We start from the raw sequence: 25,212 nt of genomic DNA on the forward strand, positions 1-25,212 counted from the left end.
AGACCCCGCGAGTCCGCGACACGGCGCCCCGGCAGGGCAGGCACCGTGGGCCAACCCCCGTCCGGGGCCGGGCGGCCCGGGACCCGATCTCCGGACACCGCCGCGCCCGCCCGCCGGATCGCCGCCCAGTGAACCGGATCTGACGATTGTTCATTCCACCGTTCCTCCGGCGCGTGAGGTGTCGCCGACGGAAGCGCCGCCGCGACATTTCCCCGAATCACCGGGTGTTCAGGGCCGGACAGAACAGATTCCGCAGCCCGCACCGCGCACCGCACCCCCCGAGTCCGGCGGGTATGACGAACCGTTGCGCGGCGCACACGCCCAACCCGCCGGGGCAGAGCAGAACTACCGATCGGGACCGGCCTACGCGCCGGCTCCCGGCTATGGCCGTGCCCCGGCGCAACCGCAGGGCCCTGCTCATCCGCAGACGCAGGCGGCTCCCGAATACGCTCAGGCCGAATACGCCCAGGCCGAATACGCTGCGGTGCCGAACTCCGAGACCGGTGACGGCGGTGCCGACGCGCCGCCGAGCGGGGGGACCGGACGGTCCTGGAAGCGGGTGTGGCTCCCGGTCATCGCCGCCGTCGTCGTGCTGGCTGCCCTGATCGCCGGTTCGGCGTACGTCTGGCCCGGTTGGGCGCCCAAGACGTTCTCCCAGAGCGGGCTGCAACAGGGTGTGGAGCAGGTGCTGCAGTCGGGCGAGACCGGTCGGCAGATCTCCGATGTCCGATGCCCGTCCGGCATCAAGGTCCGTGAGGGCGAGCAGTTCGAATGCCGGCTCAAGGTCAACGGCGAGGAGAAGAAGGTGACTCTCACCGTCACGGACAAGAACGGAACCTACTCGGTCTCCGAGCCCGTCGACCCCTGACCTCGGACTCTCCTCGCGGCGGGGCTCAGGACCAGCCGAACGCCGCGGCGAGACGGCCCACGCTCGCGTCGATTCCGAGTTCGCCGGTCAGCGCCGAGAGAGCCGCCTCGTCGTCGGGTGCGGCCGGCAGGCGCTGATCGCCGCGGCTGAACTCGACGCGCGCATCGGTGCGGACGGACACGACGGTGCGGGCGGCCCGCAGGTATTCGGCCGACTGCTCCAGGGCGCCGGCGATCCGGGGAGAGATTCCCGACTCCGGTGTGCCGGCGGCTTCTTCGACGGCATCGAGGCTGCCGTAGGCGGTGATCAGCTTCGCCGCGGTCTTATCGCCGATGCCCTTGACGCCGGGCAGTCCGTCGGACGGGTCGCCCCGCAGAATCGACATCTCGGCATAGGCGTTCCCGGCGCGATCGACCGGCAGCCCATACCTGTCGGCGACCTGGGCCGGGCCCATCAATTCGGCTTTGGCCAGGCCCCTGCCCACATACAGCACCCGCACAGGCACCGGGGCGTCGGCCACCAACTGCAGCAGATCGCGATCGCCGGTGACCACCAGCACCTCGTCGTGGGTTTCGCCGACGGCCAGGGTCCCGATCACATCATCGGCCTCGCAATCATCGGCACCACCGGTCTCGATCCCGGCCGCCTGCAGCACCGCCAGGATCATGTCCACCTGGGGCGGCAACGCGTCGGGAACCTCCTCCGCCCGACCGTCACCGGTGTCGGCGACCCGGTGAGCCTTGTACGACGGGATCAGCGCGATGCGGAAGTCGGGACGCCAGTTCCGGTCCAGGCAGACCACGATCCGGGTCGGCTCGTGTGCGTTCACCAGCGCCGCGATGGTGTCGAGGAAGCCGCGCACCGCGTTGACCGGACGGCCATCGGGGGCGGTGATCTTCTCCGGCAACGCGAAGAACGAGCGGAACCACAGGCTCGCGCCGTCGAGCAGCATGACCTTTCCCATGCGTCCACTGTTTCACACCGCCGGTGCGTCACCCGGTGTGCGCCGCCGACCGTCGCCACCGCCGACCGGGCGGACCGGGCGCTCGATAGGCTGAGGACATGGCTCACGGTGATTCCGCCCCGGACGGCGATACCCGCTTCGATACGCAGGTCTACGCACAGCGCCTCGCCCGTGCGGCGCAGCTGACCGGCGCGGCCGGTCTGGACGCGATCGTCGTCGGCACCGGACCGGATCTGCGGTATCTGACGGGGATGACGGCCGACACCTTTGAACGGCTGACCGCCCTGGTGATCCCGGCGGTCGGTGCGCCGCGGTTGGTGACCCCGCGCCTGGAGCTGGCCGCGGTGCGCGATTCGGCGATCCCGGACCTGGACGTGACAGTCCGGGACTGGGTCGACGGCGCCGATCCGTATGCGCTCGCACTGGCCGGACTCGAGGAGAACTCGGTGCTGGCGGTATCCGATTCGCTGCCCGCCCTGCACCTGGTCCCGCTCGCCGACCGTCTGCAGGCGCCGCTACGGCTGGCGACGCCGGTACTGCGGGAGCTGCGGATGATCAAAGACGACGCCGAACTCGCTGCTCTGCGTACCGCCGGAGCGGCCATCGACCGGGTGCATGCTCGGATGGGACAGTGGCTGCGGCCCGGCCGCACCGAAGCGGCGGTGGCCGCCGATATCGCCGCAGCGATCGTGGCGGAGGGGCACACCGAAGCCGCATTCGTGATCGTGGGCTCGGGACCCAACGGGGCAGACCCGCACCACGAACACTCCGAGCGGGTGATCGGTGCCGACGACATCGTGGTGATCGACATCGGCGGTCCGCTGCCGATCGGGTACAACTCCGACTGCACCCGCACCTACTGCTTCGCCGAGCCGCCGGCGGAGGTGGCACAGGCCTATGCCGCGCTCGAACGCGCGCAGGCCGCCTCGGTCGCGGCGGTACGCCCCGGGGCCACCGCCGAAAGCATCGATGCCGCAGGCCGCACCCTTCTGCAGGAAGCCGGACTGGGCGAGCACTTCATTCACCGGACCGGGCACGGCATCGGGCTGTCGGTGCACGAGGAGCCGTACATCGTGGCCGGCAACACCGACGTCCTGCGGCCGGGAATGGTGTTCAGCGTCGAACCCGGCGTCTATCTGCCGGGCCGCTGGGGCGCCCGGATCGAAGACATCGTGATCGTCACCGACGACGGCGCCGAGCCGGTCAACACCCGCCCGCACGGTCTGACTCGTCTGGAAGACGACAGCCGGTAACGGGAACGGGGCACTCGTCAGCCGGGGAACACCTCGTCGGTGAACATCGCGGCCGAACCGAGGGCGCGTGCGATGTCGACCTCGATCACCACGCGCTGCGGATTCGGTTTGGGTTCCCGGTAGCGCCGGCCGTAACGTTCCTCGGCATCGCGCACCTGCTCGGGTTCGCGGCGGATCCGGGCCGGCCCCTCCAGGGTCAGCCAGCGCGGCCCGTCGACGTGGGTCAGGGCGGCATAGCCGCGGCGTTCGACGTTGCGCACCTTCTGGCTGTGGTCGAAGGTGATCACCCGTGCCTTGCCGGCCTCGGGGTCGAAGGTGAAACCCACTGCGGCCACATGCGGGGTGCCGTCCTTGCGGAGGGTGGCCAGGGATGCCAGATGGTATTCACCGAGCAGTTCGTGGGCTTGTGGGCTGAGGTCGTCGACGGTGCGGGGCATGGACAGACCTTATCCAGGGTCCCGCGGCGCACCGAGAACACGGTGGTGCCCGGCCGCGGCGAGCGGGTGAGATACTGCACCGGTGGGAACGATCGTGGTCTTCGGTGGGCGTAGCGAGATTGGGGTGGCCACCGCGGTGCGGTTGGCGCCGGGGAATCGGGTGGTGCTGGCTGCCCGGCGCCCGGACGACCTGGAGTCGCAGCGGGCGGCATTGATCGCCGCCGGTGCGACGGCGGTGGACACCATCGCCTTCGACGCCGATCTGGTGCAGACCCATCCCGGACTCGTCGACCAGATCGATGAACGCTACGGACCCATCGATGTGGCGGTCGTGGCGTTCGGGATCTTGGGCGATGCGGCCCGCGCGGAGACCGACGTGTCCCATGCGCTGGAGATCGCGCACACCGACTACTACGCGCAGATCAGCGTGATCACCCTGCTGGCCAACCGGATGCGCGAACGCGACTCGGGCACCCTCATCGTCTTCTCCTCGGTCGCGGGGGTCCGGGTGCGCCGGGCCAACTACGTCTACGGCTCCACCAAGGCCGGGCTGGACGGGTTCGCCAGCGGGCTGGCCGACGCCCTGCACGGTACCGGTGTGCACCTGCTGCTGGCCCGCCCGGGCTTCGTGATCGGCAACATGACCAAGGACCTGATGGCCTCGGGGGTCACCCCGGCGCCGATGTCGGTGACTGCCGACCAGGTCGCCGACGCGGTGGCGCGCGCCTACCGCAAGGGCAAGGGCGAGGTGTGGATTCCCGGGCGGCTGCGGCCGGTGTTCTTCGGTATGCGGATGCTGCCGCGTGCGGTGTGGCGACGGCTGCCCCGATGACCGATACACAGCGGCGGTTCGTGGTGGTCGGTATCGGCGCCGACGGCTGGGCGGGACTGGGCACTCGCGCCCAGAACACGCTGCGGGATGCCGCGGTGATCTACGGATCGGCCCGTCAGCTGGCCCTGCTGCCGCAGGAGCTCGGCGCACAAGCCAGGGCGTGGACCTCACCGATGTCAGCACACCTGACACAGGTGCTCGACGGCGATGCCGGGACCGGCGAGGTGATCCATCTGCTGGCCAGCGGTGATCCGATGTTCCACGGCCTGGGTGCCACGGTGGTGCACACGGTCGGAGCCGAACGGGTGACCGTGCTGCCGGCGCCGTCGAGCATCTCGCTGGCGGCGGCGAAGCTGGGCTGGGACCTGTCGGCGACGGCGCAGCCGCGCGTGGACGTGGCGAGCCTGGTGACCGGCGAGCCCGACGCGGTGATCCCGCTGCTGACCGACGGGGCCCGGGTGCTGGTGCTCTCCCGGGACGGGACGAGCCCGGCTCAGATCGCCGAGCTGCTGTGCGCCGGCGGGTTCGGGGAGTCGACGCTGACGGTGCTCGGTGATCTGGGCGGACCGGACGAATCGACGGTGACGGCCCGGGCGGCCGACTGGGACCTGGCGCGCACCGCCGACCTGAACATCACGGCGATCGCCTGTGTGGGACCGGCGCGCAGCCGGGCACCGGGCCTGCCCGACGAGGAGTTCGCACACGACGGTCAGCTGACCAAGCAGACCGTGCGAGCGGTCACCGTGGCGGCACTGGCACCGGCCGAGGGGCAGCTGCTGTGGGACGTCGGCGCAGGTTCGGGCAGTATCGGCATCGAATGGCTCCGGCAGACTCGCACCGGACGGGTGGTCTGCTTCGAAGCAGACCCGGCCCGCACCGAGCGGATCCTGGCCAACGCCCGGGCACACGGCGTCGCCGACCGGCTGGTTCCGGCCGGCGCGATACCCGCGGCGCTGGCCGATGCCCCGGCTCCGGACAGGATCTTCGTCGGCGGCGGCCTGGACGTGCAGGTGCTGGACCGCTGTTGGGCGGCGATCGCCGGCGGCGGCCGGCTGGTGGCCAACGCGGTGACTCTGCAGACCGAACAACTGCTGGTGGCCGCCCATGCCGATTACGGGGGCACCCTCACCAGACTCGCCATCGAACGAGCCGGGGTGCTGGGCACGATGACCGCCTGGCGTCCGGCGCTGCCGGTGGTCCAGTGGGTGGTGGACCGATGACCGTCTACTTCATCGGCGCCGGCCCGGGTGCGGCCGATCTGATCACCGTGCGCGGCGCCCGGCTGCTGGCCGGCTGCCGGACCTGCCTGTACGCCGGCTCGCTGGTGCCGGCGCAACTGCTCGAGCTGCTCTCGGCCGGTGCCGAGACGGTCGACACCGCGCGGATGCCGCTGCCCGAGATCATCGACCGGATGGCCGCCGCCGATGCCGCCGGACATGACGTCGCCCGCCTGCATTCGGGGGACCTGGCGATCTATTCGGCGCTCACCGAGCAGGTCCGCCGGCTGCGGGAGCGCGGCATCGCCTACGAGCTGGTTCCCGGTGTGCCGGCGTTCGCCGCCGCCGCGGCCGCGCTGGACACCGAACTCACCGTCCCCGGAGTGGGGCAGAGCCTGCTGATCACCCGGGTGTCGACGCTGTCGACCGATATGCCGCCGGGGGAAGACCTGTCCTCGCTGGCCGCAACCGGGGTGACCTTGGCGCTGCACCTGGCCGCTCATCGCACCGAGCAGATCGTCGACGCACTGACACCGTCGTACGGGGCCGACTGCCCGACGGCCACCGTCGCCTTCGCCTCGCGGGACGATCAGCAGATCGTGCGGGCGCCGCTGGCGCAGTTACCGCAGGCGCTGGCGGCGGCCGGGATCACCAAGACGGCGGTGATCTTCGTCGGCCGCGTCCTGGATCCGGCGGACTCCGGGGCCACCGACAGCTACCTGTATTCACAGGCCCGGATGACCAAGCTCCGCAGGGACGCCGGTGCCCATGACTGAGGTGTTGATCCTGGGCGGCACCGCCGAAGCCCGCACCCTGGCCAGGAAGCTCGACGACGCCGGGATCGCGACGGTCAGCTCACTGGCCGGACGGGTGCAGAATCCGCGGCTCCCGGTGGGCGAGGTGCGGATCGGCGGTTTCGGCGGCGCCGACGGTCTGGCGGACTGGTTGCGTACCCGCGCGGTTCGCGCCGTGGTGGACGCGACCCATCCGTTCGCCGCGCAGATCAGCACCAACGCTGTCCGCGCGTGCGCCGACGCCGCAGTGCCGCTGCTGCGGCTGACCCGGCCGGCGTGGGAACCGGGTCCGGGCGACCGCTGGGTGCCCGTCCCGGACATCACCGCCGCGGCGGCTGCCGTGGCCCAGCGCGGCGGCCGGGTCTTCCTGACCACCGGCAGGCAGGACGTCGGCGCCTTCGCCGGGATCGACGACGCCTGGTTCCTGATCCGGGTGGTCGATCCGCCCGGCGGCCCGCTGCCGCCGAACCACGAGATCCTGCGTTCACGCGGGCCGTACGGACTCGACGACGAACGCGCCCTGCTCGCCGGGGCGCGCATCGATCTGCTGGTCACCAAGAACAGCGGGGGAGAGATGACGCGGGCCAAGCTGACCGCCGCCGCCGAAGCCGGCATCGAGGTGATCATGGTGCAGCGGCCGATCGAAGCGGCGCAGACCCGGCAGGCCCGGTCGGCACCGGAGGCGGCCGAGTGGGTGCAGACCGTGCTCGCGCACCGTTGACCCGGGCGCGCCTCAGTGCCGCGACAGAACCGCGATATCGGTGACCGTGGCGCCGAAGGGCCCCAGGGCGGTACCGGTCAGCCAGTCCAGCCGCGTGCGGTCGAGCTGGTCCCCGGTGGCCAGATCGTAGGTCGCCAGGATCGGCACGTCGGCGCCGCCGGCGTGTTCGGTCACGGCCAGAACAGCGCGCGAGGCGTCGATGAGGGTCGCGGCTTCCAGCCGTTCACTCTCGGAGCGAACGAGCCGGGCGCCGGTGAACGGTCGGGTCGCTGCCGGGTCGAGCCGCTGGAGCCGATCGTCCCGGTCGAGGTAGGTGACAACGCCGTCTGCCCCCACATGTGCGGCCGCACTACCGCCGGCTACCGACAGCGCTGTGCCCAGTCGGTCGTCGATGACCGGAGTGGCCGCCGGGACCCAGCGCGAAGCGCCGGTGGTCACCTCGACCTCGCGGAAGCCGATCACTCCGGAGCCGTGTCCGTCGACCGAAGCGGGTCTGCCGTCCTTGTCGTCGTGCAGGGGAACCCGGATGCGAGAGTCGGTGCAGCTGATCGGCAGAGCGCCACCGGCGAGGGGTGCACTGCCCGCCCAGGAGGTGACCGGCTCGAAGTCGCCGCCCGGGGAAACCCGTTCGAGCACGACCCGGCTGCCGCCGTCGGCCCCGCCCTGGCCGGTCGCCAAGTAGTAGTCGTCGCCGCAGTACCCGGCGGCCACGACCGGTCCCGGACGGTTGACTCGCGTCGGTTGGCGCTGGTGACCGATTCGCAGCCCGTGCGCCGGACCGTAGCCGGTCCACAGGAAGGCTTCCCGATCCGAGCCGGCGACCGATGAGGAAGCAGCCACCGCGTAGTCGTTCGGATGGGGCAGCTCGAGGGGGGACCGGCTGCCGGAGATGATCCGGAAGGACTCTGGCTGGGCGAACGCCAGGGTGTCGCCGGCGGCCGCGATGCGGCCCTGCAGCATCCCGGTGCCGCCGACATGCCCGATGGGTCGGTTCTGCTCGTCGAGAAAGACGAGCCAGGAGTCGTCGCCATCCCAGTGATGCGATTTCTGGCTGAGGTCCCGGAACTGCACGGCCAGCACCGCCGTCACCGCAGCATCGGGGATGGTCTGCACGACCGGTCCCAGTGCGGCCACGTCGGCCCGCGGCGCCGGAGTCAGGACGTCGACCAGCAGCAGGATCAGGGCGCCGACGAGTAGCAGTGCACCGAGCACGCCGGCAGCCCGCAGAAGCCGGCGAATCGGTGACCGTTTCACGACTGCGGGTAGTGGCGGGGAGTGAACGCCAGATCACCGGCCGGCCGCCGCACGATCCGGGTCTGCGAGGACCCGACGATCAGCAGGGTGCGCATGTCCACGGTCGCCGGATCGAAATCGGCGACGGTCAGCAGCTGCAGACGCTGTCCGTCGCCGCCGACGTCCCGGCCCTGGATCAGCACCCGGTCGGCGGGCACCAGCGCGTTCAGCAGCTCCTGGAAACGACGGATCTGCTCGGTGCGGGTGCGCGAAGCCGGGTTGTAGACGGCGAACACCAGATCGGCGTCGACGGCCGCGCGGATGCGCTGCTCGATCACCGACCACGGTTTGAGTAGATCCGACAGCGAGATGATCGCGAAGTCGTGGCCCAGTGGCGCTCCGGCGGCGGCGGCGACGGCCTGAGCGGCGCTGACCCCCGGCACCACCCGCACCGGTACGTGCTGCCAGGCCGGTTCGGACGCCACCTCGGTGACCGCGGCGGCCATTGCGAACACGCCCGGGTCCCCGGAGGAGACCACCGCGACCCGGGACCCCTTCGACGCCAGGTCCAGGGCGAATTCGGCGCGCTGGGTCTCGACGCGATTGTCCGTGGCGTGGACGCGCTGACCGGTGCGCGGGGTGATCCGTTTCAGATAGGTGGTGTAGCCGACCAGATCGGTTGCGGCGGCCAGCTCGGCGCTGACCTGGGGGGTGGTCTGGGCGGCCGGGCCCGGGCCCAGACCCACCACGACCACCTCGCCGGGCGTGCCGATGCCGGATTCGTCGTCTGCTCCGGCCGGGGTCGCGGCCAGTGGGTTGTTGCGCCGTCCGGGCACGACGATCAGCGAGAAGTAGGGGACGCTCGCCGGATCGACGTCGACGACCTTGGCGATCTGCTGCCGGGAGGTGGAGGCCCGCTCCACGTACCAGGCCTCCTCGAGCCGGCCGGCCTCGGCCAGGGCCTGGCGGACCTTGCCGAAGGTGCGGCCCAGTTTCATCACCGCCAGCGCCTCACCGGTGCGCAGATGGGCGACCAGTTCACCGGGTTCGGCGGTCCCCGGCAGCACGGTGAGCGTCTCCTCGCCCTCCACCAACGGGATCCCCAGTGCCGCCGATGCCCCGCTGATCGACGTCACGCCAGGAATGATCTCGGCGTCGAACCGGCCGGCCAGGCGCTTGTGCATGTGCATGTAGGAGGAGAAGAACAGCGGGTCACCCTCGGCCAGCAGCACCACATCGCGGCCGGCGGCCAGGTGTTCGGCCAGCAACTCGGCGCTGTCGCGGTAGAAATCGGCCATCGCCCCGGCGTAACCGCCGGGATGGTCGGTGGTCTCCACGGTGAGCGGATACATCAACCGTTCCTCGACCTGGCCGGACCGCAGGTAGGGCTCGGCCACCGACCGCGCGATCGAGTTCCCGTGGCGGGCGCAGTGGTAGGCGATCACATCGGCGTCGGCGATGATCCGGGCCGCCTTGACCGTCACCAACTCCGGATCGCCCGGACCGAGGCCCACCCCCCACAATTTGCCCGCGCCGCGTCCACGGGGCTGCTGCACGGTACTCATTCGACCGGGCTCGCCAGCGCATTGAGTGCGGCGGCGGTGATCGCCGATCCACCGCGGCGGCCGGTGACGGTGATGAACTCCAGATCATTGCGGGCGGCCAGGGCCGCGCACGATTCGGCGGCCCCGACGAAGCCGACCGGGGCGCCGACGATGGCGGCCGGCCGCGGCCAGCCGTCGTCGATCAGATCGAGCAGGGCGAACAGTGCGGTGGGCGCATTGCCGATGGCCACCACCGAGCGCGCCAGATCGTCGCGCCAGTACTGCAGCGCTGCGGCGGTCCGCGTGGTGCCCATGGACTCGGCGAGCTCGGCCAGGCCCGGTTCGCCCAGGTGGCAGCGGACCGGGTTGTCGGCCGGCAGGCGTGTGCGGGTGACGCCGGAGGCGACCATGTTGGCATCGCACAGGATGGGTCCGCCGGCGGCCAGGGCCGCGCGTGCTGCGGCGACCACCCCGGGGGTGGCGACCACGTCATCGGTCAGATCGGTCTGTCCGCTGGCATGGATCATCCGGACCACGACGGGTTCCAGGTCCGCGGAGAATGCCGACAGGTCGGATTCGGCGCGAATGGTGGCGAAGGACTGACGGTAGATGGCCGCACCGTCGCGGAGATAGTCGCTCATGGCGCCGTTCAGCCTACTGTGGGGCGTTTCGGGTCGGCGCCGAGCACCCGCACCCGCGCGCCGGGCGGTGTGCCGCAGCGGCGGTCGCAGCCCACCCAGTGCTCGCGACCGTCGATCAGCCCTCCGCCGTCGATGTGTTCGGTCAGCAGGGCGCGGACGTCGGCGCCGCTGCGTGCACAGCCGGGTGATCCGGTGCAGGCGCCGGCACGCACCCACGGCGAGGTGGCGTCGAAGATGAAGCCGAGTGGGGCCAGGACCCGCACGACCGTCTCGGCGACGGACTCGGTGAGGTCGGTGATCAGCAGCTCCTTCTCGGTGGTGACGATCAGCGGGGCGCCCACGGCACCGGCGAATTGGGCCTGCCGGGAGCTGAGCCGGCCGAACGGCACCACCGCTCCGAGCAGGACGCGACCGTCGTCCTGGGTGAACCAGCCGACTCGCGGCCCGTGCTCGGTACGCGGCGATCCGGTCTCGGCCGTGGGGCCGGGCGTCACCGCGGCACCGCGCTGCTCGCGGTGGAGGAGGTCCCGTGCGGACCCCGGCAGATCGGCGATCCGCCATTCGTCGGTGCGCACGTCCAGAAAGCGGTGGGCCAGGTCGATCATCGCTTGCGGGGCATCGCCGAGCGCCAGGACCTGTCCGGTCGGGGTGCCGGCGACGATCAGCTCGGCCAGGGTGTCCGGGCCGTCCGGTTCTTCCGGTGCGAGCCGGACGGCGACGATATCGGGGTGGTGGGCCAGCACATCGCCGCGGCCGTCGTCGAAGCCGAACCAGAAGCGGCCCGACAGGTCACCGGCGCGAGCCGAGGCGGTCAGCAGCTCGCCGAGCCGGTCGGCGGCCGGCCACAACTGTGCGCCGCCGCCGCAGCGGCCGGCCAGCGGCGAGACCACGATATTGCGGATGCGGTCGTGGGCGGGATCCCCGGCCAGACCGGCCTCGATGAGGCGTTCGGCGAAGGCAGATACGTCGTCGTCGTCGATTCCGCGGACCTGCACATTGGCCCGTCCGGTCAGTTCCACGGCGCCGTCGCCCAGATCCTGTGCCGCCAGCGCCAGAGTGGTCAGTTGATCGGGGGAGAGGCGGCCGCCGGACAGCCGGATACGCGCCAGGTGTCCGTCGGCGGCCCGATGGGTGGCGAAGACGCCGGGGCAGCGGTCGGCCGGTCTGCTCATGGTCGCCAGCCTAGGCCGGTCCGGTCGACCCCGGCATCCGGTGATCGGTTCGGCGGGTGCGACCGGTTCGACATCTTTCTTCCCGCCGCGGGAACCTTTCGCCCACCGGGCCCCTCTGACCCGGTAACAGACCAGCACCGCCCACCGAGGACGGCACACGAAAGGCAACTGACATGCGCAAGATCTTCTCCTCCGCCCTCATCACCGCGGCGACGGCGGTCGCGGTGGTCGCGACCGCGGCCGGTGCCGGGACCGCGGACGCGGCCCCGGTCTACGAGCAGGACTACCGCGTGGCGGTGCAGGCCGTGAGCACCTACTGGAAGGATCAGGCTCCCGAGCTCTTCGGCCGAAAGTACGTTGCGCCGGCCAACCGCGGTGTCCTGGAGCCGGGCACCGCGACCGGTTGCGGTGAGATGCCGAAGAACAACGCCATCTACTGCCCGCGCGATCACTCGGTCCAGTTCGGCCGGGACTACCTGGAGCAGGCGGCCGGCAGTGGCGATGTCCTCGTCTACGACGTCGTCGCCCACGAATGGGCGCATGCGGTCCTGCGGCAGCAGCCGGCCGGGGTCGTGCACAAGCCGCAGGAGCTGCAGGCGCAGTGCCTCAGCGGTGGGGCGCTGGGCGATCTGGTGCGACAGGAGGTGCTGGTGGTCGATGAGGGCGACGAAGAGGGGTTCGCCGCGCTGTTCAACCGCAGCAGCGCCCCCGGTGACATCCATGGCACCGCTAAGCAGCAGGCCCAGGCCTTCATGACCGGCTGGAAGCAGGGCCCGAAGGCCTGCTTCGATCGCTGATCGGGCCGCGCCCCGCGCCGCAGCTCCGCCACCCGGCGGGGCTGCGGCGCCGTACTGAGCCGACCCTGATCTACAGTGAGGGTCGATCGAACGACACGGAAGCCGGTGCGAAGCCGGCACGGTCGCGCCACTGTGAGGCTGCCGGCATCCCCATGCCCTGCCGAGTCAGACCCGCGTCGTTCCCGGTACCGGTTCGACACCCGAGCCGGTGCCTCACCGACGACGCCGGGCGCGCCATCCGGCAGGGAGGGCTCGGCCCGTGATCACACTGCTGTCCACCTCGGACACCGACCTGCGTACCGCCGCCACGTGCGGTGCCGACTACCGCGTGGCCAATCCGGCGCGCCTGCTCATCGACGATGTGCCCGAGCTGATCGCCGGTTCAGATCTGGTGGTCGTGCGGCTGCTGGGCGGCCGGCGCGCCTGGGAAGAGGGGCTGGACGCGGTGCTGGCAGGCCCGGCTCCGGTGGTGGTGCTCTCCGGTGAGCTGAACCCGGATCCGGATCTGATGGCGCTGTCCACCGTGCCGGCCGGTGTCGCCGCCGAAGCGCACGGGTACTTCGTGGCCGGCGGCCGGGAGAACCTGGTGCAGGTGCACAACTTCCTCTCCGACACGGTGCTGCTGACCGGACTGGGCTTCGAGCCGCCGATCGAGGCCCCGAACTGGGGTGTGCTCGAGCGGACCGCCGCCGTGGTCGCCGACGGGGCACCGCGGATCGGTGTGCTCTACTACCGCGCCCAGCATCTGGCCGGCAACACCGACTACATCGACGCGCTGTGCAGCGCCGCCGAAGCCGGCGGGGCCCGCGCCGAGGGCATCTTCTGCGCGTCCCTGCGCGCCGCGCCCGACGACCTCATCGACTACCTGGGCGGATTCGATGCCCTGGTGGTGACGGTGCTGGCCGCCGGCGGCACCACCCCGGCCACCGCCAGCGCCGGCGGCGACGATGAAGCCTGGAACGTCGAACGCCTGGCCGCACTGGACATCCCGATCCTGCAGGGGCTGTGTCTGACCTCCTCGCGGGCCGACTGGGCCGACAGCGACGAGGGAATGTCGCCGCTGGATGTGGCCAGCCAGGTGGCCGTGCCCGAGTTCGACGGGCGCATCATCACCGTGCCGTTCTCGTTCAAGGAGTTCGACGACGACGGACTGCCGTACTACGCCCCCGACGCCGAACGCTGCGCACGGGTGGCCGGTATCGCGATCGCCCATGCGCGGTTGCGCTACCTGCAGGCTCCCGATAAGCGTGTGGCGTTGCTGCTGTCGGCGTATCCGACCAAGCACGCCCGGATCGGCAACGCGGTGGGCCTGGACACCCCGCGGTCGCTGATCCACCTGTTGCGCGCCCTCGACGCGGCCGGGTACGACCTGGGCGATCGGGACATTCCGGGTCTGGCCGACCGGCCCGACGACGACGATCCCGATGCTCTGATGCATGCGCTGATCGACGCGGGTGGGCAGGACCAGGACTGGCTGACCGAAGAAGCCCTGGCCGCCAACCCGATCCGGGTGCGCGCCGACGACTACACCGCCTGGTTCGACCGCCTCCCGCAGGCGCTGCGCGAGGCCGTCGTGGCGCACTGGGGGCCGCCGCCGGGTGACCTGTTCGTCGACCGTTCGGCCGATCCGGCCGGTGAGCTCGTGATCGCGGCGATGGTCTTCGGCAACGTGGTCCTGCTGGTGCAGCCGCCGCGGGGCTTCGGGGAGAACCCGGTCGCGATCTACCACGATCCGGATCTGCCGCCGACCCACCACTACCTGGCCTGCTACCGCTGGCTGGCCTCGCGCACCGAACAGGACGGCTGGGGATTCGGCGCCGACGCGGTGGTGCACGTCGGCAAGCACGGCAACCTCGAGTGGCTGCCCGGCAAGATGCTCGGCATGTCGGCCGAGTGCGGCACCGATGCGGCGATCGGCGACCTGCCGCTGATCTATCCGTTCCTGGTCAATGACCCCGGCGAGGGCACCCAGGCCAAGCGGCGCGCACACGCGGTGCTGGTGGACCACCTGATCCCGCCGATGGCCCGGGCCGAGAGCTACGGCGACATCAACCGGCTCGAGCAACTGCTCGACGAGCACGCCAACATCTCGGCGCTGGATCCAGCGAAACTCCCGGCGATCCGTCAGCAGATCTGGACGCTGCTGACCGCCGCGAAGATGGACCATGATCTGGGGCTGACCGGCCGGCCCGAGGAGGAGGTCTTCGACGACATGCTCCTGGACGTGGACGGCTGGCTGTGCGAGATCAAGGACGCCGCCATCCGCGACGGTCTGCACGTCCTGGGGCAGGCGCCCGATCCGCAGACCGAGATCGACCTGGTGCTGGCGATGCTGCGGGCCCGCCAGCTGTGGGGAGGCAGCCAGACCCTGCCCGGGCTGCGCGAGGCGCTGGGCCTGGACGAGGAGTCCACCGACCGGCGCGAGGTCGATCGGGTCGAGGCCATCGCCCGCGAGCTGGTGATCGCCTGTGCCGACGGCGACTGGTCGATCGAGGCGGCCACCGCGGCCGCGCACGGGCATCCGGCGGCGGTCGGCGAGATTCTGCGTTTTGCCGCGCAGGAGGTGGTGCCGCGTCTACGCGCCACCACCGGGGAGATCGACCGCGTCCTGCATGCCCTGAACGGGGGCTTCATCCCGGCCGGACCGAGCGGCTCACCGCTGCGCGGTCTGATCAACGTGCTGCCCACCGGCCGGAACTTCTACTCGGTGGACCCGAAGGCGGTACCGAGCCGGCTGGCCGCCGAGACCGGCCGGGCGCTGGCCGACTCGCTGGTCGAGCGTTACCTGGCCGATCACGGCCGGTACCCGGAGTCGGTGGGCCTGTCGGCGTGGGGCACCAGCGCGATGCGGACCTCCGGCGACGATGTCGGCGAGGTGCTGGCGCTGCTGGGGGTCACGCCGGTCTGGGACGAGGGATCGCGTCGGGTCACCGGCCTGGAACTGATTCCGCTGGCCGAACTCGGCCGCCCCCGCATCGATGTGACGGTCCGGATCTCCGGCTTCTTCCGCGATGCCTTCGCCCACGTGGTGACCATGCTCGACGACGCCGTCGCCCTGGCCGCCGCCGCCGACGACGAGACCGATGAGCAGAACTACGTCGCCGCGCACGCCCGCGCCGCCCTCGCCGAGCACGGCGATCGGCGGCGGGCCACCACCCGGGTGTTCGGTTCGGCTCCGGGTACCTACGGGGCCGGTCTGCTGCAGCTGATCGATTCCCGGCAGTGGCGCACCGACGAAGATCTGGCCGCGGTCTACACCGAATGGGGCGGCTACGCCTACGGCCGCGACCTGGATGGTGTACCGGCCGTCGACGATATGCGCGCGGCGTACCGCCGGATCGCGGTGGCGGCCAAGAACACCGACACCCGCGAACACGATATCGCCGACTCCGACGACTACTTCCAGTTCCACGGCGGGATGGTCGCCACCGTGCGCGCCCTGACCGGGGAGTCTCCGGAGGCCTACATCGGCGATTCGACCCGGCCGGACACCGTCCGCACCCGTACCCTCAGCGAGGAGACCGCCCGCGTCTTCCGGGCCCGGGTGGTCAATCCCCGCTGGCTGTCGGCGATGCGCCGGCACGGGTACAAGGGGGCCTTCGAGATGGCCGCCACCGTCGACTACCTGTTCGGCTACGACGCCACCACCGATGTGGTTCCGGACTGGATGTATGAGCAGCTCACCGAGCAGTACGTGCTCGACGAGACCAACCGGGAGTTCCTGGAACAGGCCAACCCGTGGGCATTGCACGGCATCTCCGAACGGCTGCTGGAGGCCGTCGAACGCGATATGTGGCACGAGCCGCCGCCGGAGTTGCTCGAACAGCTGCGCGGGGCGTACCTGGAGGCCGAAGGCGAGATCGAGGGTCGCCGCGAGGACTGATCCCGGCGGGCATATCCGCGGCGATTCTGGCTGAGGGGAGCAAAACCGGCCGCTCATGCGTTGAACGTAGGAGAGCGCCGTGCAGCCGTCCACGGCGTGGGAAGGTCGGAGTATGAAGCGCTGGGTGTTCCTGGGTTACCTCGTGGTGGAGATCGCCGCCTTCTGGGCGATGGTGCATTTCCTGGGCTGGGCCTGGGCGTTCCTGATCACCATCGCCGCCGCCGGTGTGGGCTTCGCGGTCCTGGGACGACGTGCCCGGCAGCTCTTCGCACCGCGGCGCGAACCGGTCTCGACGCTGTCGACCGCGCCCAGGAGCCGCACTGAGATGACCGGCCAACTGGCCGGTGCGGTCTCGGATTCGGCACTGTTCGCCGGTGCGACGGTCCTGACCGTGCTTCCGGGCGTCGTCACGACCGTCGGCGGGCTGGTGTTGCTGTCACCGCCGGTCCGCAGACTGCTGCGTCCGGTGGTGGCCGCCGAGGCGACCAAGCGGGCGAACCTGGTGGCCGAGCGGGTCACGCTGGTCGGGATGAGCCCGCGCGGCTACGTCGACGGAACCGTGGTCGATGAGGCCGGTGGCCGCGCCGAAGGTGTCGTCGTTGAGACCACCGTGCGCAACCCGGACGGCACCATCGTGGTGGATGTACCGATGCTGCCGCCGGCGCAGGATCTGCCCGGCTCGCAGCGGCCGCAGAACTAGCGGAGCCGACCGGGCCGCACGGGCGCGCCTCTGAGACACTGGAGCACGTGACTACCCAGCTTCTGGTCGGCGGCATCGTCTACTCTTCGCCCGCCACCCCCGACGCCACCGCACTCGCGATCACCGACGGCATCGTCGTCTGGGTGGGTACCGACGATGTGGGGCGTGCTCTGCATCCGGACGCCGAGGTGGTGGATCTGCAGGGACGTTTCGTCAGCCCCGCCTTCGTCGACTCCCACGTGCACCTGACCGACACCGGACTGGCGCTGGGCGGACTGGACCTGTCGTGGGTGAGCAGCCGCAGCGAATGCCTGCGCGAGCTGAGCGCGTTCGTGGCCAGCCACCCCGATGAGGACGTGATCTGGGGGATGGGCTGGGACTCCTCGGCCTGGGTCGACGCCGGACCGGGGGAGGACCAGCCGCCTTCGACCGCCGACCTGGACGCGGTCGCCGGGGACCGCGCGGTGTACCTGGCCCGCATCGACGAGCATTCGGCGGCGGCCTCCAGCGCCCTGCGTCGCCGGGTGGACGGACTGGCCGGCCAGGCCGGTTACGACGAGCAGGCCCCGCTGATCGCCGAAGCTCACCATCGGGTGCGGCGGACCGCGCGGGCACTGATCAGCCCGCAGGGCCGGCGCCGAGCGCAGCTGCGGGCGCTCGATCACGCCGCCGCGCACGGGATCGTGGCGGTGCACGAGAACGGCGGCCCGGATATCAGCGGTCTGGCCGATTTCGCGTCCATCGCCGAGCTGGACCACCCGGTCCAGGTCCGCCGGTACTGGGGGCAGTGCGTGAGCACCGCCGACGAGGCCCGAGACGTGCTGGTGCAGACCGGTGCCGACGCCATCGGCGGGGACCTCTTCGTCGACGGGGCCCTGGGTTCGCACACCGCGCTGCTGTCGGCGCCCTACACCGATGATCCGCACACCTGCGGGGTCAGCTACCTGACCCCCGAGCAGATACGCACGCATCTGCGGGCCACCACCGAAGCCGGTATTCAGGCGGGCTTTCACGTCATCGGCGACGAGGCGGCCCGCCAGGTGGCCGCGGCGATGGCCGAGATCGCCGAGGAGCTGGGGACGCCGGCGCTGGCCCGCTGCGTGCACCGGCTCGAACACGCCGAGATGGTCACCGCGCAACAGGCCGAACTGTTCGCCCGGTGCGGGGTGGTGGCCAGCATGCAGCCGCTGTTCGACGCCGCGTGGGGAGGGCCCGGGCAGCTCTACGAGCAGCGGCTGGGCGAGCGCAGCGGGCATCTGAACGATTTCGCGGCCCTGGCCAAGGCCGGAGTGACCCTGGCCTTCTCCTCGGACGCACCGGTCTGCCCGATCGATCCGTGGGCGACGGTGCGGGCGGCCGCACACCACCACAATCCGACCAGCGCCATCTCCCCGCGCGCCGCATTCGCCGCCGCCACCCGCGGCGGCTGGCGGGCCGGCGGGATCAATGACGGCCTCACCGGCACCCTGGTGCCCGGTGCACCCGCCCACTACGCGGTCTGGGAGATCGACGAGCTGGTGGTGGCCGCCTCCCATGCGGGTGTGCAGCGCTGGTCCACCGATCCACGTTCGCGGGTGCCGGCGCTGCCGGATGTGGCCCCGGGCGCCCGGCTGCCCCAGTGCGTGAGCACCGCGGTGGCCGGCCGGGTGATCTACTCCCGAGACGATCGGTGACGGCCGCCGAGGGCACACCCGGCGCCCGGCGCCCGTGGTGGCGCCTGGGCGCCGCCCTGGTCGGTGGACTCCTGCTCTACCTGGCGTTCCCGCCGCTGGGATGGTGGCTGCTGACTCCGGTGGCGCTGGGCATCCTGTACGCGTGTCTGGTGGTCGGGCGGCCGAGTGTGCGGGTCGGGGCCGTGACCGGGTTCGTCTTCGGACTGGGTTTCTTTGTGCCGTTGCTGCCCTGGATCGGCGAATTCGTCGGACCGCTGCCGTGGTTGGCGCTGGCCGTGGTCTGCGCGGTGTATCTGGCGCTGTTCGGCGCGATGGCCACGGTGACCGGCCGGGTCTCGGCCGCAGCGCCGGTCGCTTTCGCGCTGGTCTGGGTCGGTGTGGAATGGTTCCGCTCCTCGTTCCCGTTCGGCGGATTCCCGTGGGGGGCCGCGGCCTTCAGTCAGACCCGGGGCTTCTTCCTGCCGGTGGCCCGCTGGGTGGGGGTGCCGGGGCTGTCGTTCGTGCTGGCGCTGACCGGGGCGTCGGTGGCGGCCCTGCTGATCACGATCGTCACGCGCCGGCGGGAGGATCTGCGCCGCGCCGGTGACACGCCCGAGGAGAAGGCCCGGGAGCTCCGGTGGGGCGGGCGCACGATCCGGCTGACCGGGGCCGTGGTGGTGGCTGCGGCCGCGGCGGTGTTCGCCCTGGCGGCCGCCGGGATCGCCACTGTCACCGCCCCGTCGCCGAACGACGGGCCGACGCTGCGGGTGGCCGTGGTGCAGGGCAATGTGCCGCGGCTGGGGTTGGACTTCAACGCTCAGCGCCGCGCCGTCCTGGACAACCATTTCCGCGAAACGGTTCGGCTGGCCGAGGATATCGCGGCCGGTAAACGCGCCCGGCCGGACCTGATCCTGTGGCCGGAGAACGCCTCGGACATCTCCCCGCTGGACAACGCCGACGCGGCGCGCATCGTCTCGGCCGCGGTCACAGCGACCGGGGTGCCCATCGTGTTCGGGACCGTGCTCCCGGGCGATCCGGGCCCCAGCAACACGGTGCTGGTCTGGGAGGCCGACGACGGCGTCGCCGCCCCGGCACCGACCGGTCGCTACGATAAACACATCATTCAGCCGTTCGGCGAATACCTGCCCTGGCGCAGCTTCTTCGCGAAGTTCTCCTCCTACGCCGACCAGGCCGGCAACTTCCAGGCCGGTACCGGCCCGGCGGTGGTGCAGGTGCCTACCGCCGCCGGAACGGTGCCCGTGGGGGTTTCGACCTGCTGGGAGGTGGCCTTCGACCGGTCGCCCCGGCAGGCCGCCCGCGACGGCGGGCAGCTGGTGTTCGTCCCGACCAACAATGCGACCTTCGGACACACCGATATGACCTATCAGCAGCTGGCGATGTCGCAGGTGCGGGCGGTGGAGACCGGTCGGTCGGTGGCGGTGGCCGCCACCAGCGGGATCAGCGCCCTGCTGACCCCCGACGGCCGGGCGATCACCAGCAGTGAGATCTTCACCCCGTCGATTCTGGAGGCGGACCTGCCGCTGCGCACCGACCAGACCCTCGCGGTCCGGCTCGGGCCGTGGCCGCAAGCGGTGATGGTGGTCGGGGCACTGGCGGCATTTTTGTTCGCACTGGGGCGACGTACTAGGTTCTATACGTTGTTCAGCATTCGGGATTCGGCAGCAGAGGAGGGTGCACATGACCGATAGGGCACACGACGCAGACCAGGTCGTCGGACCGCAGGGTGCCGGTGGGCTCGTGGTCATCCCCACCTTCAACGAGCGGGAGAACCTGCCGCTGATCATCGGGCGTCTGCTGGGCGCCCTGCCCGACATCCACGTGCTCGTGGTCGACGACTCCAGCCCCGACGGTACCGGTGCGATCGCCGACCAGCTGGCCGCAGACGACGCCGCCGGGCGCATCCACGTCATGCATCGGACCGTCAAGGACGGCCTGGGCAAGGCATACCTGGCCGGTTTCGCCTGGGGCCTGGACCGCGACTACCCCGTCATCATCGAGATGGACGCCGACGGTAGCCATGCCCCCGAGCAGTTGCACCGGCTGCTGGCCGCCATCAACGACGGCGCCGACCTGGTGATCGGATCGCGCTATGTGCCCGGTGGGCAACTGGTGAACTGGCCCAAGCGGCGGGAGATCCTGTCCAAGGGCGCCAACACCTATGCGCGGCTGGCGCTGGGCAGCAAGATCCGCGATATCACCGCCGGATTCCGCGCCTACCGCGCCGATGTGCTGCGCACGATCGGTCTGGACGAGGTCGACTCGGCAGGTTACTGCTTCCAGATCGATCTGGCCTGGCGCACTCTGCAGGCCGGCTTCGACGTCCGCGAGGTGCCCATCACGTTCACCGAACGGGAGATCGGCGAATCGAAGATGGACGGCGGTGTGATCGCCGAATCCTTTATCAGCGTCGCCCGCTGGGGCTGGCAGGGACGCACCGCGCGCTTCCGCACCAACAAGGCATAGCGGCCGCTTCTGAACGACGAAGCTCCCGGACCGTCGATGTGGTCCGGGAGCTTCGTCGTACGTGGCGGGCCTGCGCCGTCAGGCCGTACCGCCGCGGCGACGGGTCTTGAGTAGATCCAGCCGCTCGGCCAGCAGCACCTCGAGATCCTCTTCGGAGCGGCGTTCCAGCAGCATGTCCCAGTGGGTACGCGGCGGCTTGCCCTTCTTCTCCTCCTCCTCGGCGCCCTCGAGGATGGTGCCCTCCATACCGTTCTTGCACGGCCACTTCGAGGGGACCTCGGCGTCGTCGGCGAAGGGGATATCGAAGATCTCGCCGTTATCGGTGCGGTACTGCACGATGCGGCGCGGTGCGAGGTCGTGATCGCGGTCGGTCTCGTAGCTCACCGCACCCAGGCGGCTTCCACGGAGTACTCGATCAGCCATGTAGCTCTGTTCCTCTCACTTACAGTCAACAGTCCCATCTTACGCGGCGCGCGGCGACACGGCACCTGCGCCGGTGACAACACCGGTGCGCCGGCCGCGGTACCGTCGCAGAGTGCCTGAAGCAACCACGCGGCAGCGGCCGTACAGCTGTGCCTGGTGCGGCCGCGAGATGGTCGACTCGGCTCTCGGCCGCCGGCGCAAATACTGCAAACGCTCGTGCCGGCAGCGTGCCTATGAACAGAGAACGCTGACCGAGGGCACCGTTATTCCCGCCGACGCGGTGATCCTGTCACCGGAGGAGGCCCAGGCCTTCGCCGACCGGATGTTCGTTCTGCGGTGCGCCGCCGAAGATCTGGACACCGCCCTGGCCGAGGGCGCCGATCATGCTGAACTCACCGAACTGACCCGGGACCTGGTGACTGCGGCCCGGGCGGCCGAGCGACTGCGATGATCGCCCGGCTGGTTGCCCGCACGTTCGGGCTCTCGATCGCGGTCACCGTGGCAGCCCTGGTGGTGGCCTACCTGTACGGCGGTCCGGCAGCGCTGTTCGTCTGTGCGATCCTGGCGATTCTGGAGATCTCGCTGTCGTTCGACAATGCGGTGATGAATGCGACGGTTCTGCAACGGATGAACGCGTTCTGGCAGAAGATGTTCCTCACCGTGGGCGTGTTGATCGCCGTCTTCGGTATGCGCGTGCTGTTTCCGCTGGTGATCGTGTGGGCGGTCGCGGGACTGGCGCCGGCGGCGGCCCTGGACCTGGCGCTGAATCCGCCGGCGGTGGAGACCGCCGATCAGCCCAGCTATCAGACCATCATGGTCCAGGCCCATCCGCAGATCGCCGCTCTGGGCGGGATGTTCCTGCTGCTGATCTTCCTCAACTACGCCTTCGACGAAGACCGCCGGGTCTGGGGACGCTTCGTCGAACACTGGCTGGCACGCCTGGGCCGGGTGCGTCATGCCGCGATCATCGTGGCACTGGCCGTATTGCTGATCTGTGCGCAGATCGTCGACCCGGCCCATCGCAGTTCGGTGCTGACCTCCGGGGTCATCGGGATACTCCTGTATCTGTCGATCCAGGGGTTGACCGCGATGTTTGATGACGACGAGCTGCCCGATACGCTCGATCCCGCGGTGCCGGATCCGTCGAGTACCCGGCCGGCCGAGCGCGACCGGCCCGCACACCTGCCGGTCGGCGGCAAGGCGGCGTTCATGCTGTTCCTGTACCTGGAGATGCTCGATGCATCATTCTCGTTCGACGGGGTGATCGGCGCCTTCGCCATCACCTCGGATCCGATTCTGATCGCGCTGGGGCTGGGGTTCATCGGCGCGATGTTCGTGCGCTCGATCACCGTCTTTCTGGTGCGGGCGGGGACGCTGACCGAATACCGCTACCTGGAGAACGGTGCGCACTGGGCCATCGGCGCCCTGGCAGCGGTCTTGTTGGTGAGCCTGAAGGTGGAGGTGAACGAGGTGATCTCGGGGCTGGTGGGCGTCGTGTTCATCGTGGCGGCGATGATCTCGAGCATCCGGGCCAATCGGGCCGACGCTCGTGCCGCGACCCAGACCGCCGCCGGTGTGTCCGGGCCCTGACCTAGAATCGCTCTGTGAGGACTGCACCCGGCGGGGAAGACGACGCATCGCGGCCGGTGTCCCGCGACGTGTTGCCGTTGGATGCGGCCGACGAGGCGCTTTCACCGCTGCAGCGGGCCGGTGATCTGCTGGCGCGGACCGATTCGAGTGCACCGCTGGTCAAGGCGGCGCAGTTCGCGCGGCGCCTGGCCCCGCCCGTGCCGGTCACCGGACGCTCGACGACGCTGGACCGCCTCTCCCAGGCGATCGGCGATGTCAACGCCGAGCGTCCCAGTGCCGTGCGCGAGCTGGGTCTGACCGCGGTGGGGGTATGGAAGTCGCTGGTCCGGCGCAAGCAGCCCGACCCCAGTGCCCCGACACCGGTCACCATCCTGTTCACCGACCTGGTCGATTTCTCCCGCTGGGCGCTGCGGGCCGGCGACGATCAGGTTCTGCACCTGATGACGGCGGTCAACGAGGCGTGTGAGCGGGCGATCGCCGCCCGCGGCGGGGAAGTGGTCAAAACCCTCGGCGACGGGATGATGGCGGTCTTCGTCGACGGGCGCGAAGCGATCGAGGCCGCCCACGAGGCGGTCGAGGCCGTCGGCGCGATTCGTCTGGACGCCTATCGTCCGGCACTGCGCGCCGGCGTGCACACTGGTGCGCCGCGCGCTGTCGGCGACGATTTCCTCGGTGTGGACGTCAATATCGCTGCCCGGGTCTGTGCGGCGGCAGGGGCCGGGGAAACCTACGCCAGCGGTCCGACCCTGGAGCTGGCCGGTACCGACGGCTACGTCTGCCGCCGCAAACGCTTCCGGGCCAAGGGTGTGCCCCGCGAGTTGCAGGTGTTCCGGGTGGTACCGCGGTACGACGCCGACCCGGACTCGCCGAGGTGAGGCCGCCGCAGTGAGTCCGGTGTTCGACGACGACGATCTCGAGGCCTACTACGCCGAGATCGAGGCGCGTACCGCTGCCCGGCAGCGCCCGCGGCGTCGTCCGCGGGCCTCGGTGGACTACCGGCCGCCGCGGTGTCCGACACCGGAGAAGATCTGCTATCCGACGCTGGCCGCGGTGACCGGCGCCATCCTGGCGATCTCCGCCGCCCCGCGCGCCTCGCCGAGTCTGCGCTCGTACGAATGCGAGTGCGGCGCCTGGCACCTGACCCGTTCCCAGCGGTTCTGACGGGGCTGTTCCGCCGCCGATCGGTTCGCAGTCACCGGCGACACCCCGGAAAACACGACGACCCCCGACCGTGCTGGTCGGGGGTCGTCGTCGATCGGTCAGTCGGTGGTCAGGCGCAGCGGCGCTGACTACCCAGCACAGCTACCGGCGTGTGCGCGACCTGCAGACTCAGGCGGTCGGCGGCACTCAGGTTGAAGCGTGCAGTCAAACGGCGGGAATACCCGCGGACTCGTGACGCGAGATCGGGACTGATGCGGTTCGGCATGGCGTCCTCCTCCTTAGGTCGGTTAGCGTCCACTCATTTGTAACCCAAAGGACAGCAATAGTCAAGGTCCGTTGCCTCTGAGTTAACCTTCTGTTCACCCGCCGTGCGAGCGGGCCGCCCACGACGCGCGGTCGGATGGGGGTTCGGGACGGCGGCCGGCCAGCGCAGCCTACGATTTGGAGATTGTGAACGGTGCCACCGTCGGTGGGCACGCGACGGGGAAGGTACGAACATGACGGGCCTCAGGATCGAGTACGCGGGTCGGGTCTGGAATTTCCGGGGGCCGGCGGTCCTGCGGATCGGCCGCGATCCCAGTTCCGACGTGGCCATCGATGTGCCGACCGTGTCCCGGCGGCACCTCGAGATCCGTTCCTCCGGCCAGGGCTGGGAGCTGGTCGACGCCGGCAGCACCGGGGGAGTGTGGGTGGACGGGCGGCGGATCACCACCCTGGCGCTGCGGGGACCGGCGGTCCTGCGGCTGGGGCCGCGCCCCGATGCCCCGGTGATCTCGGTGGGGCCGACCGGGGCGGCCGCCGACTCGGCCGGCGCGCCCGCTCTGGGGCCGGGTGCCGGTGCACCGG

General features: G+C 70.7%; 24 protein-coding genes. 17 read left to right on the plus strand and 7 right to left on the minus strand.

Annotation, left to right across the window (positions count from 1 at the left end):
* Positions 1 to 304 precede the first annotated feature (304 nt).
* Positions 305 to 868 (plus strand): DUF4333 domain-containing protein, encoded by a 564-nt coding sequence (locus GOHSU_RS16850; protein WP_162138703.1) that lies wholly within the window; start codon positions 305 to 307, stop codon positions 866 to 868.
* A 25-nt stretch (positions 869 to 893) separates the two neighbouring features.
* On the opposite strand, the gene GOHSU_RS01430 is transcribed toward GOHSU_RS16850, so the two are convergent.
* Entirely contained in the window at positions 894 to 1,820 is a 927-nt protein-coding gene (locus tag GOHSU_RS01430; RefSeq protein ID WP_024332484.1) for a 5'-3' exonuclease, read from the minus strand.
* 110 nt (positions 1,821 to 1,930) lie between these two features.
* Here GOHSU_RS01430 and GOHSU_RS01435 point away from each other — a divergent pair, with 110 nt between their 5' ends.
* On the plus strand, positions 1,931 to 3,085 hold the full coding sequence (locus GOHSU_RS01435) for a M24 family metallopeptidase (protein WP_005935654.1): 1,155 nt from the start codon (positions 1,931 to 1,933) through the stop codon (positions 3,083 to 3,085).
* A 17-nt stretch (positions 3,086 to 3,102) separates the two neighbouring features.
* On the opposite strand, the gene GOHSU_RS01440 is transcribed toward GOHSU_RS01435, so the two are convergent.
* On the minus strand, positions 3,103 to 3,522 hold the full coding sequence (locus GOHSU_RS01440; RefSeq protein WP_005935657.1) for a pyridoxamine 5'-phosphate oxidase family protein: 420 nt from the start codon (positions 3,520 to 3,522) through the stop codon (positions 3,103 to 3,105).
* A gap of 82 nt (positions 3,523 to 3,604) precedes the next feature.
* Between GOHSU_RS01440 and dprE2 the strand changes: the two genes are divergently transcribed.
* From dprE2 to GOHSU_RS01460, 4 genes are read left to right on the plus strand one after another with little or no spacing between them, the layout of a single operon-like run.
* Positions 3,605 to 4,354 carry a decaprenylphospho-beta-D-erythro-pentofuranosid-2-ulose 2-reductase gene (dprE2, locus tag GOHSU_RS01445; protein WP_005935660.1) on the plus strand — a complete coding sequence of 250 codons (750 nt, stop codon included), beginning with the start codon at positions 3,605 to 3,607 and terminating at the stop codon, positions 4,352 to 4,354.
* Positions 4,351 to 5,574 (plus strand): bifunctional cobalt-precorrin-7 (C(5))-methyltransferase/cobalt-precorrin-6B (C(15))-methyltransferase, encoded by a 1,224-nt coding sequence (locus GOHSU_RS01450; protein WP_005935663.1) that lies wholly within the window; start codon positions 4,351 to 4,353, stop codon positions 5,572 to 5,574. Before dprE2 ends, GOHSU_RS01450 begins: the two co-directional genes overlap by 4 nt.
* Positions 5,571 to 6,347, plus strand: coding sequence for a precorrin-4 C(11)-methyltransferase (gene cobM, locus GOHSU_RS01455; RefSeq protein ID WP_005935666.1), 777 nt, complete (start codon positions 5,571 to 5,573; stop codon positions 6,345 to 6,347). The genes GOHSU_RS01450 and cobM overlap by 4 nt, the downstream gene beginning before the upstream one ends.
* Positions 6,340 to 7,086: a cobalt-precorrin-6A reductase gene (locus GOHSU_RS01460; RefSeq protein ID WP_005935669.1), complete on the plus strand. Its 747-nt coding sequence runs from the start codon at positions 6,340 to 6,342 to the stop codon at positions 7,084 to 7,086. Before cobM ends, GOHSU_RS01460 begins: the two co-directional genes overlap by 8 nt.
* 12 nt (positions 7,087 to 7,098) lie before the next feature.
* Here the strand turns inward: GOHSU_RS01460 and GOHSU_RS01465 are convergent, their stop codons facing one another.
* From GOHSU_RS01465 to cobG, 4 genes are read right to left on the minus strand one after another with little or no spacing between them, the layout of a single operon-like run.
* Complete coding sequence (locus GOHSU_RS01465) at positions 7,099 to 8,340, minus strand: hypothetical protein (RefSeq protein ID WP_162138704.1); 1,242 nt, start codon at positions 8,338 to 8,340, stop codon at positions 7,099 to 7,101.
* The gene (locus GOHSU_RS01470; protein WP_024332487.1) at positions 8,337 to 9,884 is read right to left on the minus strand and encodes a precorrin-2 C(20)-methyltransferase; all 1,548 of its coding nucleotides are present in this window, start codon (positions 9,882 to 9,884) and stop codon (positions 8,337 to 8,339) included. Before GOHSU_RS01470 ends, GOHSU_RS01465 begins: the two co-directional genes overlap by 4 nt.
* Positions 9,881 to 10,504 (minus strand): precorrin-8X methylmutase, encoded by a 624-nt coding sequence (locus tag GOHSU_RS01475; protein ID WP_005935681.1) that lies wholly within the window; start codon positions 10,502 to 10,504, stop codon positions 9,881 to 9,883. The genes GOHSU_RS01470 and GOHSU_RS01475 overlap by 4 nt, the downstream gene beginning before the upstream one ends.
* An 8-nt stretch (positions 10,505 to 10,512) precedes the next feature.
* Complete coding sequence (cobG, locus tag GOHSU_RS01480; RefSeq protein WP_005935685.1) at positions 10,513 to 11,676, minus strand: precorrin-3B synthase; 1,164 nt, start codon at positions 11,674 to 11,676, stop codon at positions 10,513 to 10,515.
* Positions 11,677 to 11,849: 173 nt separating this feature from the next.
* Here cobG and GOHSU_RS16165 point away from each other — a divergent pair, with 173 nt between their 5' ends.
* From GOHSU_RS16165 to GOHSU_RS01510, 6 genes are all read left to right on the plus strand, one after another.
* Complete coding sequence (locus tag GOHSU_RS16165; protein ID WP_005935688.1) at positions 11,850 to 12,473, plus strand: neutral zinc metallopeptidase; 624 nt, start codon at positions 11,850 to 11,852, stop codon at positions 12,471 to 12,473.
* 259 nt (positions 12,474 to 12,732) lie between these two features.
* The gene (gene cobN, locus GOHSU_RS01490; RefSeq protein WP_005935691.1) at positions 12,733 to 16,356 is read left to right on the plus strand and encodes a cobaltochelatase subunit CobN; all 3,624 of its coding nucleotides are present in this window, start codon (positions 12,733 to 12,735) and stop codon (positions 16,354 to 16,356) included.
* Positions 16,357 to 16,468: 112 nt separating this feature from the next.
* Complete coding sequence (locus tag GOHSU_RS01495; protein ID WP_005935694.1) at positions 16,469 to 17,056, plus strand: FxsA family protein; 588 nt, start codon at positions 16,469 to 16,471, stop codon at positions 17,054 to 17,056.
* A gap of 47 nt (positions 17,057 to 17,103) precedes the next feature.
* Positions 17,104 to 18,729, plus strand: a complete 1,626-nt coding sequence (locus tag GOHSU_RS01500; protein WP_005935697.1) for an amidohydrolase — start codon at positions 17,104 to 17,106, stop codon at positions 18,727 to 18,729.
* Entirely contained in the window at positions 18,726 to 20,417 is a 1,692-nt protein-coding gene (gene lnt / locus GOHSU_RS01505) for an apolipoprotein N-acyltransferase (RefSeq protein WP_005935700.1), read from the plus strand. Before GOHSU_RS01500 ends, lnt begins: the two co-directional genes overlap by 4 nt.
* Positions 20,407 to 21,192 carry a polyprenol monophosphomannose synthase gene (locus GOHSU_RS01510; RefSeq protein WP_005935703.1) on the plus strand — a complete coding sequence of 262 codons (786 nt, stop codon included), beginning with the start codon at positions 20,407 to 20,409 and terminating at the stop codon, positions 21,190 to 21,192. The genes lnt and GOHSU_RS01510 overlap by 11 nt, the downstream gene beginning before the upstream one ends.
* A 78-nt stretch (positions 21,193 to 21,270) precedes the next feature.
* Here GOHSU_RS01510 and GOHSU_RS01515 read toward each other — a convergent pair whose 3' ends face one another.
* Positions 21,271 to 21,615, minus strand: a complete 345-nt coding sequence (locus GOHSU_RS01515) for an RNA polymerase-binding protein RbpA (RefSeq protein ID WP_005935705.1) — start codon at positions 21,613 to 21,615, stop codon at positions 21,271 to 21,273.
* Between the two features lie 169 nt (positions 21,616 to 21,784).
* Here GOHSU_RS01515 and GOHSU_RS01520 point away from each other — a divergent pair, with 169 nt between their 5' ends.
* The 5 genes from GOHSU_RS01520 to GOHSU_RS01540 all read left to right on the plus strand — a co-directional run.
* Entirely contained in the window at positions 21,785 to 22,066 is a 282-nt protein-coding gene (locus tag GOHSU_RS01520) for a hypothetical protein (protein ID WP_005935709.1), read from the plus strand.
* Positions 22,067 to 22,074: 8 nt separating this feature from the next.
* A complete protein-coding gene (locus GOHSU_RS01525) occupies positions 22,075 to 23,205 on the plus strand; it encodes a DUF475 domain-containing protein (RefSeq protein WP_024332488.1) in 1,131 nt (376 codons plus the stop codon).
* 56 nt (positions 23,206 to 23,261) lie between these two features.
* A complete protein-coding gene (locus tag GOHSU_RS01530; RefSeq protein WP_005935715.1) occupies positions 23,262 to 24,080 on the plus strand; it encodes an adenylate/guanylate cyclase domain-containing protein in 819 nt (272 codons plus the stop codon).
* A gap of 10 nt (positions 24,081 to 24,090) precedes the next feature.
* Positions 24,091 to 24,366 carry a hypothetical protein gene (locus GOHSU_RS01535; RefSeq protein WP_005935718.1) on the plus strand — a complete coding sequence of 92 codons (276 nt, stop codon included), beginning with the start codon at positions 24,091 to 24,093 and terminating at the stop codon, positions 24,364 to 24,366.
* A 497-nt stretch (positions 24,367 to 24,863) separates the two neighbouring features.
* Positions 24,864 to 25,212: FHA domain-containing protein (locus GOHSU_RS01540; protein WP_005935724.1), on the plus strand; the 349-nt coding region annotated here is incomplete at its 3' end.

This window comes from Gordonia hirsuta DSM 44140 = NBRC 16056, from assembly GCF_000333015.1.
Classification (GTDB): Bacteria; Actinomycetota; Actinomycetes; order Mycobacteriales; family Mycobacteriaceae; genus Gordonia; species Gordonia hirsuta.

Bases quoted from the DNA above. Each gene is read 5' to 3' on its own strand.
- GOHSU_RS01470 (WP_024332487.1), bottom strand. From the start codon at position 9,884: ATGAGTACCGTGCAGCAGCCCCGTGGACGCGGCGCGGGCAAATTGTGG.
- GOHSU_RS01435 (WP_005935654.1), top strand. From the start codon at position 1,931: ATGGCTCACGGTGATTCCGCCCCGGACGGCGATACCCGCTTCGATACG.
- GOHSU_RS01440 (WP_005935657.1), bottom strand. From the start codon at position 3,522: ATGCCCCGCACCGTCGACGACCTCAGCCCACAAGCCCACGAACTGCTC.
- GOHSU_RS01450 (WP_005935663.1), top strand. From the start codon at position 4,351: ATGACCGATACACAGCGGCGGTTCGTGGTGGTCGGTATCGGCGCCGAC.
- GOHSU_RS01460 (WP_005935669.1), top strand. From the start codon at position 6,340: ATGACTGAGGTGTTGATCCTGGGCGGCACCGCCGAAGCCCGCACCCTG.
- GOHSU_RS01515 (WP_005935705.1), bottom strand. From the start codon at position 21,615: ATGGCTGATCGAGTACTCCGTGGAAGCCGCCTGGGTGCGGTGAGCTAC.
- GOHSU_RS01520 (WP_005935709.1), top strand. From the start codon at position 21,785: ATGGTCGACTCGGCTCTCGGCCGCCGGCGCAAATACTGCAAACGCTCG.
- GOHSU_RS01475 (WP_005935681.1), bottom strand. From the start codon at position 10,504: ATGAGCGACTATCTCCGCGACGGTGCGGCCATCTACCGTCAGTCCTTC.
- GOHSU_RS01495 (WP_005935694.1), top strand. From the start codon at position 16,469: ATGAAGCGCTGGGTGTTCCTGGGTTACCTCGTGGTGGAGATCGCCGCC.
- GOHSU_RS01430 (WP_024332484.1), bottom strand. From the start codon at position 1,820: ATGCTGCTCGACGGCGCGAGCCTGTGGTTCCGCTCGTTCTTCGCGTTG.
- cobG (WP_005935685.1), bottom strand. From the start codon at position 11,676: ATGAGCAGACCGGCCGACCGCTGCCCCGGCGTCTTCGCCACCCATCGG.
- GOHSU_RS01510 (WP_005935703.1), top strand. From the start codon at position 20,407: ATGACCGATAGGGCACACGACGCAGACCAGGTCGTCGGACCGCAGGGT.
- GOHSU_RS16165 (WP_005935688.1), top strand. From the start codon at position 11,850: ATGCGCAAGATCTTCTCCTCCGCCCTCATCACCGCGGCGACGGCGGTC.
- cobM (WP_005935666.1), top strand. From the start codon at position 5,571: ATGACCGTCTACTTCATCGGCGCCGGCCCGGGTGCGGCCGATCTGATC.